This window comes from Streptomyces sp. NPDC051315 (genome assembly GCF_044455165.1).
In the GTDB taxonomy this organism is placed as follows: domain Bacteria; phylum Actinomycetota; class Actinomycetes; order Streptomycetales; family Streptomycetaceae; genus Streptomyces.
Window position 1 is genome coordinate 217,522 of record NZ_JBITEN010000012.1, and the last position, 17,204, is coordinate 234,725.

At 72.5% G+C, this 17,204-nt stretch carries 14 protein-coding genes; 4 read left to right on the plus strand and 10 right to left on the minus strand.

What is annotated here, in order from left to right; all coding sequences use genetic code 11:
- Nucleotides 1–24: 24 nt before the first annotated feature.
- Nucleotides 25–600: a cob(I)yrinic acid a,c-diamide adenosyltransferase gene (locus ACIBBD_RS23770; RefSeq protein WP_399421488.1), complete on the minus strand. Its 576-nt coding sequence runs from the start codon at nt 598–600 to the stop codon at nt 25–27.
- 419 nt (nt 601–1,019) lie between these two features.
- On the opposite strand from ACIBBD_RS23770, the gene ACIBBD_RS23775 reads away from it, so the two are divergent.
- Nucleotides 1,020–1,343: an STAS domain-containing protein gene (locus tag ACIBBD_RS23775; RefSeq protein ID WP_399421489.1), complete on the plus strand. Its 324-nt coding sequence runs from the start codon at nt 1,020–1,022 to the stop codon at nt 1,341–1,343.
- A gap of 235 nt (nt 1,344–1,578) precedes the next feature.
- A complete protein-coding gene (locus ACIBBD_RS23780; protein WP_399421490.1) occupies nt 1,579–4,125 on the plus strand; it encodes an ATP-binding protein in 2,547 nt (848 codons plus the stop codon).
- Nucleotides 4,126–4,192: 67 nt separating this feature from the next.
- Here ACIBBD_RS23780 and nucS read toward each other — a convergent pair whose 3' ends face one another.
- The gene (gene nucS / locus ACIBBD_RS23785; protein WP_026084867.1) at nt 4,193–4,864 is read right to left on the minus strand and encodes an endonuclease NucS; all 672 of its coding nucleotides are present in this window, start codon (nt 4,862–4,864) and stop codon (nt 4,193–4,195) included.
- Between the two features lie 309 nt (nt 4,865–5,173).
- Between nucS and ACIBBD_RS23790 the strand changes: the two genes are divergently transcribed.
- Nucleotides 5,174–5,566, plus strand: coding sequence for an SCO5389 family protein (locus ACIBBD_RS23790; RefSeq protein WP_365464067.1), 393 nt, complete (start codon nt 5,174–5,176; stop codon nt 5,564–5,566).
- A gap of 86 nt (nt 5,567–5,652) precedes the next feature.
- Here ACIBBD_RS23790 and ACIBBD_RS23795 read toward each other — a convergent pair whose 3' ends face one another.
- Nucleotides 5,653–6,681, minus strand: coding sequence for an LLM class flavin-dependent oxidoreductase (locus ACIBBD_RS23795; RefSeq protein ID WP_399421491.1), 1,029 nt, complete (start codon nt 6,679–6,681; stop codon nt 5,653–5,655).
- 223 nt (nt 6,682–6,904) lie between these two features.
- On the opposite strand from ACIBBD_RS23795, the gene ACIBBD_RS23800 reads away from it, so the two are divergent.
- Nucleotides 6,905–7,237, plus strand: coding sequence for an ATP/GTP-binding protein (locus ACIBBD_RS23800; protein WP_399421492.1), 333 nt, complete (start codon nt 6,905–6,907; stop codon nt 7,235–7,237).
- Nucleotides 7,238–7,241: 4 nt separating this feature from the next.
- Here the strand turns inward: ACIBBD_RS23800 and ACIBBD_RS23805 are convergent, their stop codons facing one another.
- The 7 genes from ACIBBD_RS23805 to mce all read right to left on the minus strand — a co-directional run bounded on the left by ACIBBD_RS23805 (nt 7,242) and on the right by mce (nt 17,173).
- Nucleotides 7,242–8,114 (minus strand): ABC transporter permease subunit, encoded by an 873-nt coding sequence (locus ACIBBD_RS23805; RefSeq protein WP_399421493.1) that lies wholly within the window; start codon nt 8,112–8,114, stop codon nt 7,242–7,244.
- Nucleotides 8,111–9,385 (minus strand): ABC transporter ATP-binding protein, encoded by a 1,275-nt coding sequence (locus ACIBBD_RS23810; protein WP_399421494.1) that lies wholly within the window; start codon nt 9,383–9,385, stop codon nt 8,111–8,113. Before ACIBBD_RS23810 ends, ACIBBD_RS23805 begins: the two co-directional genes overlap by 4 nt.
- 276 nt (nt 9,386–9,661) lie before the next feature.
- On the minus strand, nt 9,662–10,432 hold the full coding sequence (locus ACIBBD_RS23815) for an ABC transporter permease (protein WP_399421495.1): 771 nt from the start codon (nt 10,430–10,432) through the stop codon (nt 9,662–9,664).
- 1 nt (nt 10,433) lies between these two features.
- Nucleotides 10,434–11,384 (minus strand): ABC transporter ATP-binding protein, encoded by a 951-nt coding sequence (locus ACIBBD_RS23820; protein ID WP_399421496.1) that lies wholly within the window; start codon nt 11,382–11,384, stop codon nt 10,434–10,436.
- Nucleotides 11,385–11,469: 85 nt separating this feature from the next.
- Nucleotides 11,470–12,405, minus strand: a complete 936-nt coding sequence (locus ACIBBD_RS23825; RefSeq protein WP_392005861.1) for a cellulose-binding protein — start codon at nt 12,403–12,405, stop codon at nt 11,470–11,472.
- A 182-nt stretch (nt 12,406–12,587) separates the two neighbouring features.
- A complete protein-coding gene (gene scy / locus ACIBBD_RS23830; protein WP_399421497.1) occupies nt 12,588–16,499 on the minus strand; it encodes a polarized growth protein Scy in 3,912 nt (1,303 codons plus the stop codon).
- A 233-nt stretch (nt 16,500–16,732) separates the two neighbouring features.
- Nucleotides 16,733–17,173, minus strand: a complete 441-nt coding sequence (gene mce, locus ACIBBD_RS23835) for a methylmalonyl-CoA epimerase (RefSeq protein WP_399421499.1) — start codon at nt 17,171–17,173, stop codon at nt 16,733–16,735.
- Between the last annotated feature and the right edge of the window lie 31 nt (nt 17,174–17,204).

The following is a 17,204-nucleotide window of genomic DNA, read 5'->3' on the forward strand; positions in this document are numbered from 1 at the left end:
CGGGGAGGACCCTGCCGGCAGCCGCTAGCCGCGCTCCCCGCCCGGAACCCACAGGACGTCGCCCACGGCCTTGTTGGCGGTCCGGGCCAGGATGAACAGCAGGTCCGACAGCCGGTTGAGGTAGGTCGCGGTCAGCGGGTTCATCACCTCGCCGTGCACCTCCAGCGCGGCCCACGTCGAGCGCTCGGCGCGCCGGACGACCGTGCACGCCTGGTGCAGCAGGGCCGCGCCGGGCGTACCGCCGGGCAGGATGAAGGACCGCAGCTTCTCCAGCTCCGCGTTGAAGCGGTCGCAGTCGGCCTCCAGCTTGTCGACGTAGAACTGCTCCACCCGCAGCGGCGGGAACTCCGGGTTCTCCGCCACCGGCGTGGACAGGTCCGCGCCCACGTCGAACAGGTCGTTCTGCACGCGGGTGAGGACCCTGACGATCTCCTCGTCCAGACCGCCCAGCGCGATCGCCGTACCGATCACCGCGTTCGCCTCGTTCGCGTCCGCGTACGCGGCGATCCGCAGGTCGGTCTTGGCGACCCGGCTCATGTCCCCGAGGGCCGTGGTGCCCTGGTCGCCGGTCCTGGTGTAGATGCGCGTCAGATTGACCATGCGGCCAATCTAGACCGTTCCCCGGGATCCGTTCCGTTCCCTTCGTCACTGCCGGTCGGTAGGGGGTCAATCGGCGCGAATCCGGCAGGAATTGGCGACGTGACCGGCGTCTCACGCGCTGAGACGTGAAACGCGTTACTAACCGGTCACACAGCCCCTCACGCCCGCTAGTGTCCGGCCGAGAGCGAGGAGTGGGGCGACCGGTGCGCCGGACGGCTGACAGCGGTAAGACCGGACGCACGAGCGGGCAGGGCTTCTGCAAGCACCGAAACCGCACACGCCCCAGAGGCCTCACCCCTGCGAGTGAATTCGGTATCGGTTCGCTCACAGACGGCAACCTCCGACCGCTTCACGCAGTCAGAGGAGGCAACACCGGACACCACACCGCGGAGCACAAGACGCACGCTTAGGGGAGCGCTATGTACATCAGGGGCGACCACGTCGAGCTGGTCGTCGGGGGCCGCCTCGACGTCCGCAGCGCGGCGGACGCCCGTACGGTCCTGCACACGGCGGTGGACGACGGCGACGGCGACCTGGTGCTCGACCTGTCCGAGCTGGACTCCTGGGACGCCACCGGCCTCGGCGTCATCATGGGCGTCCACCGCCGGGCCGGCCGCTGCGGCCGTCGTCTGGTCCTGCGCGGCGTACCGCCCCAGATGCAGCGCCTGCTGGTGGCCACCCGCCTGCACCGGATCCTCGCCATCGAGGGCGGCATCGGCGTGGAGTCGCTGCCCAGGGTGTGAGACCCGAAGAGCCGGGGACTCGCGGAGAAACGTGCAGCCGCGCAATCCTCACCGGACCGTGACGTCTCGGACGGCGCAGCACCCCGGACTGTCGTAGACACTGTGCGAAGGTTTACGGTTCGTCTGCCCGCCGCCCGCAACCCTCGAGCGGGCACCGGACCAGAAGCGACAGCGAAGTGTGCAGCAAGGCCGGGAGGGGCTACCGCCACACGACGCTTTTGGGGGGCTTGAACCCATGGACCCGATGCACCGGGGACCCGAGGAGTACGGCCATGACGGCGACGGCGACGGCCACGCGCCGCGCCCGCGCCCCTCCAGGGACCCGCTGACACCCGACTTCGCCCACACGCCGGCCCTCGCCCGCACCGTGCGACTCGTCTGTGGAGAACACCTCCTCACGGTCAACCCCGTCGACGGCAGCGAGATCGAGCTGTGCCCGCCCACCGAGCGGCCCGACCGGCCCGCCAAGCGGACACCCCAGGCGCGCGCCGAGGCCGACCGCGCGGCCAGGCCGCCCGTCCCGGCCGGGCCCGCCCAGCCCGCGCAGCCGCTCCTGGGCCGCCACGACGAGCGCGAACGACTGGTGCGCCTGCTCGCCCGCGGCCGCTCCGTCCGCCTCACCGGCCCCGCCGGCTCGGGCCGCACCAGCCTGCTCGACGTCGTCGCCGAGGACTGCGCCGACCTCGCCCCCGACGGCGTCGTCCGCCTCACCGGTCACCGCCGCACCACGGCCGACCTCCTGCACGACCTCTTCCACACCGTCTACGACGCCCCCCTGTACCGCCCCGAGGACGACGAACTGCGCGCCCTCGTCGGCGAGATCGGCGCCGTCGTCGTGGTCGACGACCTGGAGTTCGGCGGAGCCGCCCTCGACGAGCTGCTGGACGCCACCCCCGAGTGCGCCTTCCTGCTCTCCGCCACCCCCGACACCCCGGCACCCTCCGCCGACTCCGCCGTCGAGGAGGTCGCCCTGACCGGCCTCGACCGCGCGGGCGGCGTCGAGGTGATCGAGCGGGCCGTCGGCCGCGTCCTCACCGAGGAGGAGGCCAACTGGGCCGGCGACCTCTGGTTCGAGTCCGAGGGCCTGCCGCTGAGGTTCGTCCAGGCCGGCGCCCTCCTGCTCCAGCGCGACCGGCTGCGCGCCACCGCCGGCGCCGTCGACGAGTTCGGCGTCTTCCAGGACGCCCGCCCGCTCGACGCGCCCCTCGACACCGGCACCGGTGAGGCCGGGGAGATACCCCTGCCCTCGCTGGGCGAGGCCGCCGCACCCGCCCCGCTGCTCGCCGCCCGCCTCAGCGCCTCGGCCCGCGCCACCCTGCGCTTCGCCGTCGCCCTCGACGGCGAGGTCCCGCACCAGGCCCACCTGCCCGCCCTGGTCGGCGACACCCACGCCGACGCCGCCCTCGGCGAACTCGCCGCCTGCGGCCTCGTCTCCCCGGTCGGCAGCCGCTACCGGCTCGCCGCCGGCGTCCGGACGCAGCTGGAGGCCGCCGGATACGCCGACGACGTCGCCGCCCGCGCCCACACCGCCGCCCAGCACTACGCCTGGTGGACCGGACACCCCTCGGTCACGCCCGAGCGGGTCTGCGCGGAGGCCGACGCCGTCCTCGCCGCCCTCGCCGTGACCGTCCCGGCCACCGAGCCGCCCGCCGAGGGCGAACAGGCCGCCGCGGTGGAGCTGGCCCGCACCGCTGCGCCCGCGTTCGCCGCCGGACTGCACTGGAGCGCCTGGGAACAGACGCTGCACGAGGGCGCCGAGGCCGCGCGCCTCGCCGGCCAGTCCGCCGACCGGGCCTACTTCCACCACGAACTGGGCGTCCTCGCGCTCTGCGCCGGGCAACTCGACCGGGCCCGCTCCGAACTGGAGGCCTCCCTCGGCCTGCGCGGCGCCCTCGCCGACAAGCGGGGCACCGTCGCCGGCCGCCGCGCCCTCGCCCTGGTCGCCGACCGCTCCGGTGACGTGCCCGGTCTGGCGGTGGCGACGGCCGGCGAGGAGGTGCCGGGCACCCGCCGCGCGGAGTCCGCCCCGACCCGCCGTGAGGAGCCCGCCTCACCGCCGCGCGGCGTTCCCGCGGTGCTCCCGTCGGCGCCGCCCACCGGTCCCACCGTCGTCACCGGCCGGCCGTCCGCCCCGCACCCGGCCCACCGCGGCCGGGGCGGCCTGCGGGGCCTGGCCAAGCGCAACCTCGTGGCGGCCGGCGCGGGCGCCCTGCTCGTGGCCGTGCTCGGCACGGTGGTCACCCTCGGCGCGACCTCCGACAGCGACGCCACCGACCCCTCCGACCGGGGCGGCCTCAATCCCTCCGCCAGCACGGGCGTGGACGACGGCGGCCTCGGCGCGGACACCCCGGACGACGACACCGGCTCCGGGGACGCGGGGGAGGCGGCCGGCGGTCCCACGGACCCCGGGCCGGACGGGACGATGGGGACGTCGGACGACCCGACGCCGACGGGGGAGGCGGAGCCCTCGGACGATCCGAGCGGTACGCAGGGACCGGGCGATGACGGGTCGTCCCCCGCGCCGTCCGCGTCGGCGTCATCGAGTACGAGTCCCAGGCCCTCCACGTCCACGTCGCCCAAGCCGTCGACGTCGTCGAGTCCCTCCTCGACCCCGCCGTCGTCGACACCGACCGACACGACGACACCGCCGAGCCCGAGCGACTCCCCGTCCACCTCGACCTCCGCCGGCGGCCCCGCCTCCTCACCGGTCGCCTCGCAGAGCAGCAGCGCCGGTGCACCGAGCGCGTCGGGCTCCTCCGCGACCTCGGACCCGGTGATCTGAGCCCGCGGCACAGCTGAGGGCCGGGTCCGTCACGGACCCGGCCCTCACGACGAGGACGTCCGACAGCTCAGAACAGCCGCAGCTTGTCGTCCTCGATGCCGCGCAGGGCGTCGTAGTCGAGGACCTGGCAGCCGATGCCGCGGTCCGTGGCCAGGACGCGGGCCTGCGGCTTGATCTCCTGGGCGGCGAAGATGCCGCGCACCGGCGCCAGATGCGGGTCGCGGTTCAACAGCTCCAGGTAGCGGGTGAGTTGCTCCACGCCGTCGATCTCGCCGCGCCGCTTGATCTCGACGGCGACGGTGCGGCCCTCGGCGTCCCGGCAGAGGATGTCGACCGGTCCGATGGCCGTCATGTACTCGCGGCGGATCAGGGTGTAGCCCTCGCCGAGCGTCTCGATGCGGTCGGCGAGCAGTTCCTGGAGGTGCGCTTCCACGCCGTCCTTGATCAGGCCCGGGTCGACGCCGAGTTCGTGCGAGGAGTCGTGGAGGACCTCCTCCATCGTGATGATCAGTTTCTCGCCCGCCTTGTTGACGACGGTCCAGACGCCCTCCTCCTCGCCGGTGCCCTCCTTGAGCGTGCAGGGCGGCGACATCCAGTTCAGGGGCTTGTAGGCCCGGTCGTCGGCGTGGATGGAGACGCTGCCGTCCGCCTTCACCAGGATGAGACGGGGGGCGGAGGGGAGGTGGGCGGTGAGCCGGCCCGCGTAGTCCACGGAGCACCGGGCAATGACGAGACGCATGGTCGGCAACGCTACTCGACACCACGGGGGCCACGCGATTCGCCCACCTGTCTCCCGCCGCGCCCGTCCCGCCACGTCCCGGGGGCCGCACCTTTTGATCGGGAAAACACGCGTTCCAGGGTGGCCGATAGTGCGCCCAACCCCCACGCCCTATGTGCCCATTCTCCTGGTGCGGTCACGGTCCGTTGCCTACGGTAGAGAACGGGAGGTCGCGGTGCGTGTACTCAGCGTGCTCGGGGTTGCCGCATGGCGGACTCCCTTTTCCCTGTCCGGCAACCCCTGCGTTTCGGGGGTGCGAGAGGAGAACCCATGTCGCTCGACGTCTCACCGGCCCTACTCGAACAGGCCGAGCGAGGCGAGGTCGACGAAGCAGAATTCGTCGACTGCGTCCGGACCTCCCTGCCCTACGCATGGGAGATGATCAGCTCCCTGGTGGCCCAGCTGAAGGTGGACGGCGGTCAGTTCGCCGACAACCAGACGCCCCCGCCGGACGAGCAGGCACGCGGGCAGTTGCTGCGCGCCCTCGCGAGCGACGCGATCCGCGGCGCCCTGCAGCGGCACTTCGGCGTGCGGCTGGCCTTCCAGAACTGCCACCGGGTGGCGGTGTTCCCGTTGGACACGTCGGTCGACGAGACGCTGGCCCGTTTCACCTCGGTCCGCAGTCAGGTGCTCAACCAGTCTCCGGAGTTCCGGGACTGCTGAGGCAATGCGAGCCTTGCTTGCCGCTCCCTCACACGGGAGGTGCCATCACGTACCGGAGCGGCAAGCTCCCCGGCCGGCAGGGCCGTTCACCGGAGGTGGGGGAGGACCTCCGAGCCCAGCCGCCGTACGTTCTCCTCCGTGGCCGCCAGGTCGCCGGAGCCCTCGACGAGCAGGGCGAAGCGTGAGATGCCGGTCCGCTCGCTGGTCGCCGCGAGGCGGTCGGCGCACAGCCGCGGGGTGCCCACCGGGTGCAGCCCGCAGAGCAGTTCGGTGTACGCCACCGGGTCCCGCATGCCGCGGGCGCGGCCGTCCACCGTCACATGCGCGTCGAGACCCTGCTTCAGCCAGCCCGGCATCGCCTTCACCAGCGTCTCGACCGCGTCGGTGCGCCGGTCCGCGATCTGGCAGACACCCGCCGAGACATGACCCGCGGCACGGATCTCGTCCGCGGGCCGCCCGGCCGCGCGCGCGTGCTGTCGCCACAGGGCGACCATCTCGGCCTTCTCCTCGTCCCCCACGTGCATCCCGAGCAGCATCGGCAGCCCGCGCTCGGCGGCCAGCCGTACGCTCGCCGGGGAGGTGCAGGCGACGACCACTTCCGGGCCCTCCGTCTCCGCCAGGGCCTCCGACGGCCTGGGTACGACGGGGACTTCGCGGAAGCGGAAGCGCTCACCGTCGGCGCCCACGGACGGTTCGCGCAGCCAGCGCACCAGCAGATCGAGTGATTCCGGGAACCCCTTCTCGTACGCCTCCAGCCCCGAGCCGAACACCTCGAGGTCGACCCAGGGGCCGCCGCGCCCCACGCCCAGCGTGAAGCGGCCGCCGCTCGTCAGGTGCAGCAGCGCGGTCTGTTCGCCGAGGGCGACGGGGTGCGCGGTGGGCAGCACGCTGACCGCCGTACCGACCCGGATGCGCCGGGTGCGGCCCAGCAGCAGGGCGGCCAGGGTGACCGCGGACGGGCAGGTGCCGTACGGCACGAAATGGTGCTCGGCCAGCCAGACCGAGTCCAGCCCCGCCTCCTCGGCGACCTCGGCGGAGCGGACCGCTCGATGCAGCACCTCCCCGTGGCCCTGCCCAGGGAACTGGGCCGCCAACACGAAACTTCCAACACGCATGGGACTTTCCTGCTTCCTCGGCTCCGACACGGAGCTCCCCCACCCGGCATAACCGTCTGACACGTGCCGAGGACACGGCCTGGTGAGGAGATTTGCGGATTGTCTGCAGAATCGGGCGCCCCGGCGGGAGACTTGTGGGGATTGGTGGCCTACGGGTACCCCTACGGGCGCCGCGTAGGCTGGACGCGAACCCTGCTTCCTGTATAGCCCCGTGAGGTGTCCCGTGTCCCCGCGTCGCAACCGACCCAAGGGTGACGGCTCTTTCGGCCGGAGCGCCGAGGACGACCGCGCGAGCCGTTACGGCGGCTGGCAGTCCAGCGTCAGCTGGGAGGGGGAGGAGTGGAGCGTCCGGCACGTGGCCGGCGCGAGCGCGCAGGGAAAGACGTACCGCTGCCCCGGATGCGACCAGATGATCCCCGACGGCGTGCCGCACGTCGTCGCGTGGCCCGAGCACGTCGGCGTGGACGACCGCCGCCACTGGCACAAGGCGTGCTGGAACGCACGGGACCGCCGCACCCCCGGGGTGCGGCGGTCCCGTCACGTGCCGAGGTTCTAGCGGGTCACACGTCCCGCTTCTCCAGCAGCGCGAAGGCGGCGCCGAACGCGGCGGCCGTCACGCCGAGGGCGATCCACAGCGGGTCCCAGCCGGACGGACCGCTGTCGGTCAGCGAGGTGGAGTAGAAGACGCTGAGCTGGTTGGGGATCGAGTACTCGAACAGCGCCTCACGCAGGTTCTCCAGGGAGGACGAGAACATGAACAGCGCGATCACCAGCGGCGCCAGCACGAGGCCGATCATGATGGTGATCGCGCCCGCCGAGTGCCGGATGACCGAGCCGACGGCCAGCGACAGCAGACCGAGCAGCGCGATGTAGAGCGAGACGCCGAACGTGCCCTTCAGCCATTCGCCGCCGGAGGGCTCGCGGGCGTCCGACAGCAGGGCCACGTCGACCATCGCGACGAGCACCGTCGACACCAGCGTCACCACGAACGCGACCAGGAAGAAGACGACCGCCTTCGCCGCGAGCACCCGGCCGCGCGACGGGCAGGCCACCATCGTGGTGCGGATCATGCCGGTGCCGTACTCCGAGGCGGTGGTCAGCACGCCGAGTGTGATGACGCACATGCTGCCCAGGAGCAGTCCGAAGAAGCCGAACGACAGCGGGTTCTCGCCGGACAGGTCTCCCTCGGTGGTGTTGCCGGCGACGATCGCGGCGGTCAGCAGACCGATGCCGACGACGAGCAGCACGAACACACCGATCGTCCACATCGTGGAGCGCACCGACCGGATCTTGGTCCACTCCGAGGCGATGGCGTGCCCGAGGTGTGTGCGCACGACGGGGATCGGCGAGGTGTAGCTGGGGTACGCGGGCCCGGGCGCCGCCTGCCAGGCGGGCGCGGCCTGCGGAGAGGAGGGCGGCTGCGGCGTGCTCATCGGGCGTCCTCGGTCGTGGTCGGGGCGGGGGCGGCGGGCTGCGCCTGCTCCTGCGGCGCGGGGGCGGCCGGAGCCGCCGGGGCCGGGGCCGGGGCCTGAGGCGCGGGGGCGGCGGGTTGCGCCGGTGCGGGCGCCTGGGCGTACGGGTTGGCCCCGCCCGGACCGCCGGGCCCGGAGGGAGCGCCGTACGGCCCCGCAGCGGCGGCCGCAGCGGGGCCCTGGGCGGGCTGCGGCGGCGCGTAACCCTGCTGCGGGGGCGGCGGGGCGTACCAGCCCGGCTGGCCCTGGCCCGGCACCGGCATGGGCGGCAGCGCGCCGGGCGGCAGCGGCTGCTGGAGCCCGGCCTTCTGGTCGATGGTCGACCGGTAGTCCACGGCCCCCTGCGTCATCCGCATGTACGCCTCCTCCAGCGAGGCCTGGTGCGGCGACAGTTCCCACAGGCGTACGTCGGCGTCGTGGGCGATGTCACTGATGCGGGGGAGGGGCAGGCCCATGACGCGCAGGGCGCCGTCCTGCTCGGGCAGGACCTGGCCGCCCGCCTCGGTGAGCGCGGTGGCGAGCTTCTCGCGCAGCTGCGGCTCGGTGTGCGGGGTGCGCACGCGCGCGAAGTCCGCCGAGTTGGCCGAGATGAAGTCCTTCACGCTCATGTCGGCAAGGAGCTGTCCGCGCCCGATGACGATCAGGTGGTCGGCGGTCAGCGCCATCTCGCTCATGAGGTGGGAGGAGACGAACACGGTCCGTCCCTCCGCCGCGAGGGACTTCATCAGGTTGCGGACCCAGAGGATGCCCTCGGGGTCGAGACCGTTGACCGGCTCGTCGAACAGCAGCACCTGGGGGTCGCCGAGGAGCGCGGCCGCGATGCCGAGCCGCTGCCCCATGCCGAGCGAGAAGCCCTTGGACCGCTTCTTCGCCACGTCCTGGAGGCCGACCACGCCCAGCACCTCGTCCACCCGCCTGGCCGGGATGCCCGAGAGCTGGGCCAGGCACAGCAGGTGGTTGCGGGCGTGCCGGCCGCCGTGCACGGCCTTGGCGTCCAGCAGGGCGCCGACCTGGCGGGCCGCGTTCGGCAGCTTGCGGTACGGGTAGCCGCCGATCGTCACCGTCCCCGAGGTCGGGTTGTCCAGCCCCAGGATCATCCGCATGGTCGTCGACTTGCCCGAGCCGTTGGGCCCGAGGAAGCCGGTGACGGCACCCGGTCGTACCTGGAAGGAAAGGTTGTACACAGCGGTCTTGTCGCCGTAGCGCTTGGTCAGGCCGACTGCTTCGATCATGCTCCGCACCCATCGACAGGTTCAGGACAGCGGGGCACACGCCCCCCGTAAGGGTTAGGAGGATATCGATCCGCTGACGGTTCCGCTCAAGAGGAAGTAAAGACCTAAGAGCTCCGAACAAAAGGGGTGCCCGGCTGGCGACGCCCGGCACGCACGCTCGCCGCGTTGCCGACAGGCTTTGCTAGCTCCGCTACCAGGACCTTCCGGCGCCTTGCGATCGCACGCACCGGACGCCGCGAGCTGATCGGACTTCCCTTTTGTTCGGAGCTCTGAGCCTCACGCATCGCGTTTCTTCAGCAGCAGGTATCCGCCCGCGAGGGCCACCACCACCCACACCACCATGATCGCCAGGCCGCCCCAGGGCCCGTACGGCGTGTCGTCGTCGATCGGGGTGACCACCTGCATGATCTTGCTGCCGGCCTGGTCGGGCAGGTACCGGCCGACCTTCTTCGTCGCGTCGACGTTGCCCAGGATGTTGGAGATCAGGAAGAAGAACGGCATCAGGATGCCCAGCGACAGCATCGGGGAGCGCAGCATCGCGGCCACGCCCATGGAGAACACCGCGATGAGCGTCATGTAGAGGCCGCCGCCGATCACCGCCCGCAGCACGCCCGGGTCACCGATCGACGCCCGGTGGGAGCCGAGCATCGCCTGGCCCAGGAAGAACGCGACGAAGCTCGTGGCCATCGAGACGGCCAGGGCGAGCCCGGTGGCCACCGCGATCTTGCTGAACAGGAACGTGCCGCGCTGCGGCACGGCCGCCAGCGAGGTGCGGATCATGCCGGTGCTGTACTCGTTCGAGACGACCAGCACCCCGAACACGATCATCGCGAGCTGGCCGAGGCTCATCCCGGCGAAGCTGATGAACGTCGGGTCGAAGGAGAGCCGGTCGTCGCGGCTCATGCTGTCGAACTCGCTCTTCGACAGCGCCGAGATCAGCATGCCGAGGGCGATGGTGACCACCGCGGCGAGGGAGAGCGTCCACACGGTGGACGCCACGGAGCGGATCTTCGTCCACTCGGAGCGGATGACCTGGGTCGCCGCCATGTCAGCCCTTCCTCCAGCCGTCGCCCCACTGCTGCGCGGGCGCCGGCCCGGTGTGCGCGTGGTACTCGACCGACTCCGCGGTCAGCCGCATGAACGCCTCCTCCAGGGAGGCCTGCTGGGGGCTCAGCTCGTGCAGCACGATCTGGTGCCGCGCGGCCAGCTCCCCGATGGCCTCGGACGTGTCCCCCTCGGCCTCCAGGACGCCGTTGCCGTTCTCCACGACGGTGATGCCGGCGCCGTGCAGCACGTCGAGCAGCCGCTCGCGTTGTGGACTGCGGATCCGGACGTACGAGCGCGAGTTGCGGGCGATGAAGTCCGCCATGGAGGTGTCGGCCAGCAGCCGCCCCTGGCCGATGACGACGAGGTGGTCCGCGGTCAGCGCCATCTCGCTCATCAGGTGACTGGACACGAACACGGTCCGCCCCTGTGCCGCCAGCGACTTCATCAGGGTGCGGATCCAGTGGATGCCCTCGGGGTCGAGGCCGTTGACCGGCTCGTCGAACATCAGGATCCGCGGGTCGCCGAGGAGCGCCGCGGCGATCCCGAGCCGCTGCCCCATGCCGAGCGAGAAGCCCTTGGCCTTCTTCCTCGCGACGGCCGTCAGCCCCACCGTGTCCAGCACCTCGTGCACCCGTTGCCGCGGGATGCCGTTGCTCTGCGCCAGGCACAGCAGGTGGTTGTACGCGCTGCGGCCCGGGTGCACACCCTTGGCCTCCAGCAGGGCCCCGATGTACGTCAGCGGGTCCTTCAGCTGGTCGTAGTGCCTGCCGTCGATCCGGACGTCCCCGGCGGAGGGCCGGTCCAGACCGAGGATCATCCGCATGGTGGTGGACTTGCCGGCGCCGTTGGGACCGAGGAAGCCGGTGACGATGCCCGGTCTGACGGTGAAGGTGAGGTTGTTGACCGCCACCTTCTCGCCGTACCGCTTGGTCAGCCCCTCGAGCTCGATCATGCGCCCCACGCTAGAACGGCGGAAAGCCCTCTGCCACCCAGTGGCAGAGGGCTTCACGGGTTTTCAGCCGCCGTACGTCCGGTGGTTACCGGGCCTGCTGGGCCGGGACACCCCGGGAGATCGGCTCGTCGTCGGCCGGGGAGCCGGCGGCGGCCACCGCGGCGCCCGTGAGCGTGGCGAGCATCTCGCGGACGTTCGTCAGCTGGGCGTTGATCGAGTCGCGGCGGTTGGTGAGGGCCGCGAGCTCGCGCTCGGATTCCGAACGGATGCGGTCGGCCTTGGCGTTGGCGTCGGCCACGATGTCCTCGGCCTGGCGCTGCGCCGTCTCGACGGTCTGGCGGGCGCGGCGCTCGGCGTCCGTGCGCAGCTTCTCCGCCTCCAGGCGCAGCTGCTCCGCGCGGTGCTCGATCTCCGCGAGCCGCTTCTCCGCCTTGGCCTGACGCGACGCCAGGTCGCGCTCGGACTGCTCGCGGCGCTTGGCCAGGTTCGTCTCGAAGTCGGCGGCGGCCTGCGCGGCCTTGGCGCGGGTCTCCTCGAAGAGGGCGTCGGCCTCCTCACGCTTGGACTGCGCGTCCTTCTGGGCCTCGGCGCGCAGCTGCGAGGCGTCACTCTTGGCCTTCTCGACGATCCGGACGCCCTCGTCCTCGGCCTTGGCCTTGCGCTCCGCAGCGAACGATTCTGCGTCGTTGCGCACCTGCTGGGCCGCGGACTCGGCGAGCTCGCGGTGCTGCTCGGCCGCGCGACGGGCCTCCTCGCGCAGATCCTTGGCCTCTTCCTCGGCGAGGCGGAGGATCTTCTCGACACGCGCGCCGAGGCCGGCGTACGACGGCTCGGCGTCGCTGACGGCGGCCTGGGCGTTCTGCGTCTCGAGGTGGAGCTCCTCGATGCGCTTTTCCAGAGCGGTGATGCGGGCGAGAGCGCTGTCACGGTCGGAGACGAGCTTGGAGATTCGTTCGTCCACCTGAGCGCGGTCGTATCCACGCCGCACAAGCTCGAAGCCGTAGGGGGAAGTGTCGCTCATGGGGTTCCTGTCGAATGAGACCGGTGAGGTGATAGGGGAATCCTAGGGGCCGAAGCGGTGTGTCATCGAGCGGATACGTGTTTGATCTGGAGATTGACACCCCTTTTGGGTGGCTAACCCGTGGGTGGCTTGCCAAAAAGTTGGTCAAAGGCCCCAGACAACAACGGAAGCCCGCCGATCCGCTAGCTCTCCGAGGACTTGCCACCCGTTCGAGGGGCTCCGACCGTCGCGCCCGCCTTGACCCCGTCCTTGGCGGACGACGGGGCCTCGAAGGACTCCAGGGCCTCCAGCACGTCCTGGACCCGCGAGATCTCCGCGTTGATGTCCTCGCGGCGGCGGACCAGCACCTCCAGTTCGCGCTTGCCCTCCTCGACCGTGCGCCGGGCCTCGCGGATCGCCTCGGCCTTGAGCTCCTCGGCCTCCTTGATCAGCGTCGCCTTCTTCTGCTCGGCCTCCTTGAGCAGCCCCTCCGCCTTCTTCACGGCGGCGATCCGGACCTTGCCCGCCTCCGAATTCGCCTCCGACACCAGCTCCTTGGCCTTGGCCTGGGCCTTGGCGAGCTGCTCCTCGGCGGCCTTGATGAGCGCGTCGCAGCGGTCGCCGGTCGACTTCATCGTCTCGGCGGCCTCGCGGCGGGCCCGCTCGTGCAGCTCCTCGATCTCGGAGGTGATGCGGTCGCGCAGCTCCTCCGCCCGCTCCCTTATGGCGGTCGCGTCCCGGCGGGCGCCGACCAGCAGTTCGTCCGCGTCCGTACGGGCCTTCTCCACCCGCGTGTTGCCCTCGACCGTCGCCTCGGCGACGAGCCGGTCGGCCTCCTTGCGGGCCACGCCGACCATCGTGTCGGCCTGCGCCTCCGCCTCCGCGGTGGTCTTCAGCGCCTGCTGCTGCGCCTCGGTGAGCAGCTTGTCCGCCTCGGCCGTGGTCTCGGTGATGAGCGTGTCGACCTGCTCGGCCGCCTCCGAGCGCCGCTTGTTGGCCTCCTTGCGGGCCTCGTCCAGGGTCCGGTCGGCCTCCTCGCGGGCGACGCTCATCATCCGGTCGGCCTCCGCCGCCGCCTCCGCCTTGACCCGTTCGGCCTCGACCCGGATGCGCTCGGCGTGTTGCTGCGCGGAGCCGACCGTCTCGGCGGCCTCGGCCCGCAGCCGCTCCGCGTCGCCACTGGCGTCCGTGATGAGCTTCTCGGCCTTGGCGACCGACTCGGTCCGCAGCCGCTCGGCCTCGGCGAGGGCCTCGGTGCGCACCCGCTCGGCCTCGGCGGCCGTCTCGGACTGCAGCCGCTCGGCCTCGGCGATGGTCTCCGTCTGCAGGCGCTCCGCCTCGGCGCGCGCCTCCGTGATGAGGGTGTCCGCCTGCGTCGCCGCGTCCGACCGGATGCGGTTGGCGTCGTCACGGGCGTCCGCCCGGGTACGCGCCGCGGCCTGGTCGGCCTCCGCGAGGGCGTCGGACGCCTCGGTGCGCACCCGCTGGGCGTGCGCGGAGGCCTCGGAACGCAGCCGCTCCGCCTCCGCGATCGCGTCGCCGACGGTCCGCTCGGCCAGCGCCCGCGCGGCCTCCGACTCCTCGCTCGCCTCGCGCCGGACACGGCTCGCGTCCTCCGCGGCCCGCTCCCGCTCCGCGTAGGCGTCGGCGCGGACCCGGTCCGCCTCCTCCTCGGCCTCCCGCCGCGTACGGTCCGCCGCGTGCTCGGCGGCACTGCGCAGCCCGGTGATCTCCTCCTGGGCCTGCTCGTGCAGCCCGGCCACGGAGTCCCGCACCTGCTGGGCGTGCTGTTCGGCCGCCGTCACCATCTCGGTGGCGCGCCGGTCGGCCTCCTCGACCAGGCGTACGGCCTCGGCCTGCGCGTCCTCCACGCGCCGGCGCGCCGACGCCAGCAGCTCCTCGCTCTGCTCGCGGGCCCGCTCCCGCTCCTGGTCGGCCTCCTGGCGGGCCGAGCCGAGGAGTTCCTCGGCCTCGCGGCGGCGCCGGGCGGCCTCCTCCTGGGCGGCGGCCAGCGTCTCGGACGCCTCGGCCGCGAGCCGCTCGGCGGCGGCCTGCGCCTCCGCGCGAACCCGGTCGGCGGTGTCCTGGGCCTCCGCCTTCAGCCGCTCCGCCTCGGCCGCGGCCTCCGAGCGCAGCCGTACGGCGACGGCCTCGCCCTCGGCCCGCGAGGCGGACGCGTCGGCGGCGGCCTCGGTGCGCAGCCGGTCGGCCTCCGCCTCGGCCTGCTGCTGGAGCGAACGGATCCGCTCCGCGGACTCCGCGCGCAGCCGCTCGGTCTCCTCGGCGGCCTCGCGACGGATCCGCGCGGCCTCCTCCCGGGCGTCGGCCAGCGCCTGCTCGGCGGCGGCGAGCCGTGCCTCCGCCTCCGTGTGCAGCCGGGTCAGTTCCTCGGTGGCCTCCGCCTGCCGGGCCTCGACCGCCCGCTCGGTCTCCTCGCGCAGCGCGAGCGCGGCCCGCTCGGCGTCGGCCCGGATCGTCTCGGCCTGCTCGACGACCTCGTCGCGGTGGCGCTCGGCCTCCTTGCGGGTGCGCTCCAGCGTCTCCTCGGCCTGCCGGCGCAGCGCGGTGGCCCGCTCGATGGCCTCCGTGCGGACCTTCTCGCTGTCCGCGGTGGCCTTCTGGCGCAGCTCGTCCGCGTCGGCCTTCGCCTTGGACAGCAGCTCCTCGGCGGTCTTGGCCGCCTCCTCGATCTGCTGGACGGCCTCCTTGCGGGCCTCCGCGCGGATCTTCTCGCCCTCGGCGACCGCGTCCGCCCGCAGCTGCTCGGCCTCGCCACGCAGCCGGCGGGCCTCCTCCTGCAGCTCGACCGTCTTGGCGCGGTACTCCTTGGTGTCGTCCTTCGCCGCGCCCTTGAGCTGTTCGGCGATGTCGTGCGCCTCGGCGCGCAGCCGGTCCGCCTCGGCCTCGGCCTCCCGGCGGATGCGCTCGGCCTCCTCGGCGGCGGCCCTGGTGGTGCGCCGCGCGTCCTCCTGCGCCTTGTTGAGGACGTCCTCGGCGGTCTTGGCCGCCTTCGACAGCTGGGTCGCGCTCTCCTCGGCGGTGACCGTACGGGCCTTCTCGGCGGCCTCCGCGAGGAGCTTCTCCGCCTCGGCGCGGGCGTCCGCGACGAGCTGCTCGGCGTCCGCCTTGGTGGCCTCGGCCTCCTTGGTGGCCTCGCTGACCAGCCGGGCGACCTGCTCCTTCGCCGTCCGGGTGCGCTGCTCGTTGGCCGACTCGGCGCTCTGCAGCGCCTTCTCGGCGGCCGCCTTGGCCTCCGTGACGAGCTTCTCCGCCTCGGCGCGGGCCTCGCGCAGCGCCGCGTCGGCCTCGGCCATGCGCTGCTCGGCGGTCCGGCTCAGCTCCTGCGCCTGACGGCGGGCGGCGTCCGACTCGGACGCGGTGGACGTGCGCAGCTGCTCGGCGTGGTCGGTGGCCTCCTGGGCCTGGGTGGAGGCGGCGTTCAGCAGGCGCTCGGCGTCCGTGCGGGCGCGGCGCAGCAGCTGTTCGGCCTCCGCGCGGGCCGCCTCGGCCTCGCTCTGCAGCCGCTGCCGGGCCTCCGTGGCCAGCCGCTCGGCCTCGGCGCGCGCGGCCGCCAGGGCCTGCTCGGCCTCGGCGCGCGACTCGTCGAGGAGGCGGCGGGCCTGGGACTCGGTGCGGGCCCGCAGCTGTTCGGCCCACGCCACGTTCTCGTTGACGTGCGACTCGACGGTCTGCCGGCGCTCCGCCAGCTCCTGGTCCAGCTGCTGCCGACGGGCCACCGCCTCCGCGTGCAGCTCCGCCTGGAGGCGGGCCGCCTGCTCGGCGTGTTCCTGGAGGATGCGCTGGGTCTGCGCCCGCGCCTGGCTCAGCTCGCGCTCGGCGTCGGCGCGGATCTGGTCCGCCTGCAGCTGCGCGTTCCGCAGCAGCTGCTCGGCCTGGTAGCCGATGTCACCGCCGTCGAAGGCGGGCCGGGACATGATGGTGCGCCGCGCCTCGTGCAACTTGGCGCGCAGCACCTCGACCTGGTAGCCGAGGTCCTCGGCGTGCTGGATCGCCTTTTCCCGCTCGGTCTTCAGCCGTTTCATCTCGGCTTCGAACCGAGTGAGGTGGTCGACGTCAGCCGCCGGCTCCCGCTCCTGGCTCTCGTAGCCCCGCACTGCGCGGTCCCATCCGTCCCCTGGTCGCAAGCTTCTCCAACGAGCTCCGTCCATCCGCCGAACGGGGCCCCCGGGGAATGGTGTCAGATCAACGGCGGAGCACGGGCTGCTGCCCCGACGCTCGTCCCCCGAAACCCGGACCCCGGCTGGTCCTGCCGCCGAGACGGCAGGACGTCGGTCGCCCGTCACGAGCGGCGACCGCCCCCAACCCTACCGGCCCCTATGTACGAGGGTCAGTGCTCAGGTGACTCAACAGGCGCCGATGTGACCAGTTCTGTGAGTACGCCATGGCAATCCTTGGGGTGCAGGAAGGTGATTCGTGACCCCATGGAGCCGCGTCGAGGCTCTTCGTACAGGACGCGGACGCCCTTGGAGCGGATGTCCGCGGCGTCTCCGTCCACGTCCGCCGTACCGAAAGCGATGTGGTGGACGCCCTCGCCGTTCTTGGCGAGCCACTTCGCGACCGTGGAGTCCTCCCGGGTCGGTTCCAGGAGCTGGAGGTACGAGGCTCCGCCGTCGGACGTATCGTTGATCTTGAGCATGGCCTCGCGCACGCCCTGCTCCTCGTTGACCTCGGAGTGGAACACCTCGAAGCCGTACGTGGAGCGGTAGAACTCGACGGTGGCGTCGAGGTCGTGGCAGGCGATCCCGATGTGGTCGATTCGCGTCAGCATGGATTCAGTGCAGCGCCCCGGAGGTGGTTAC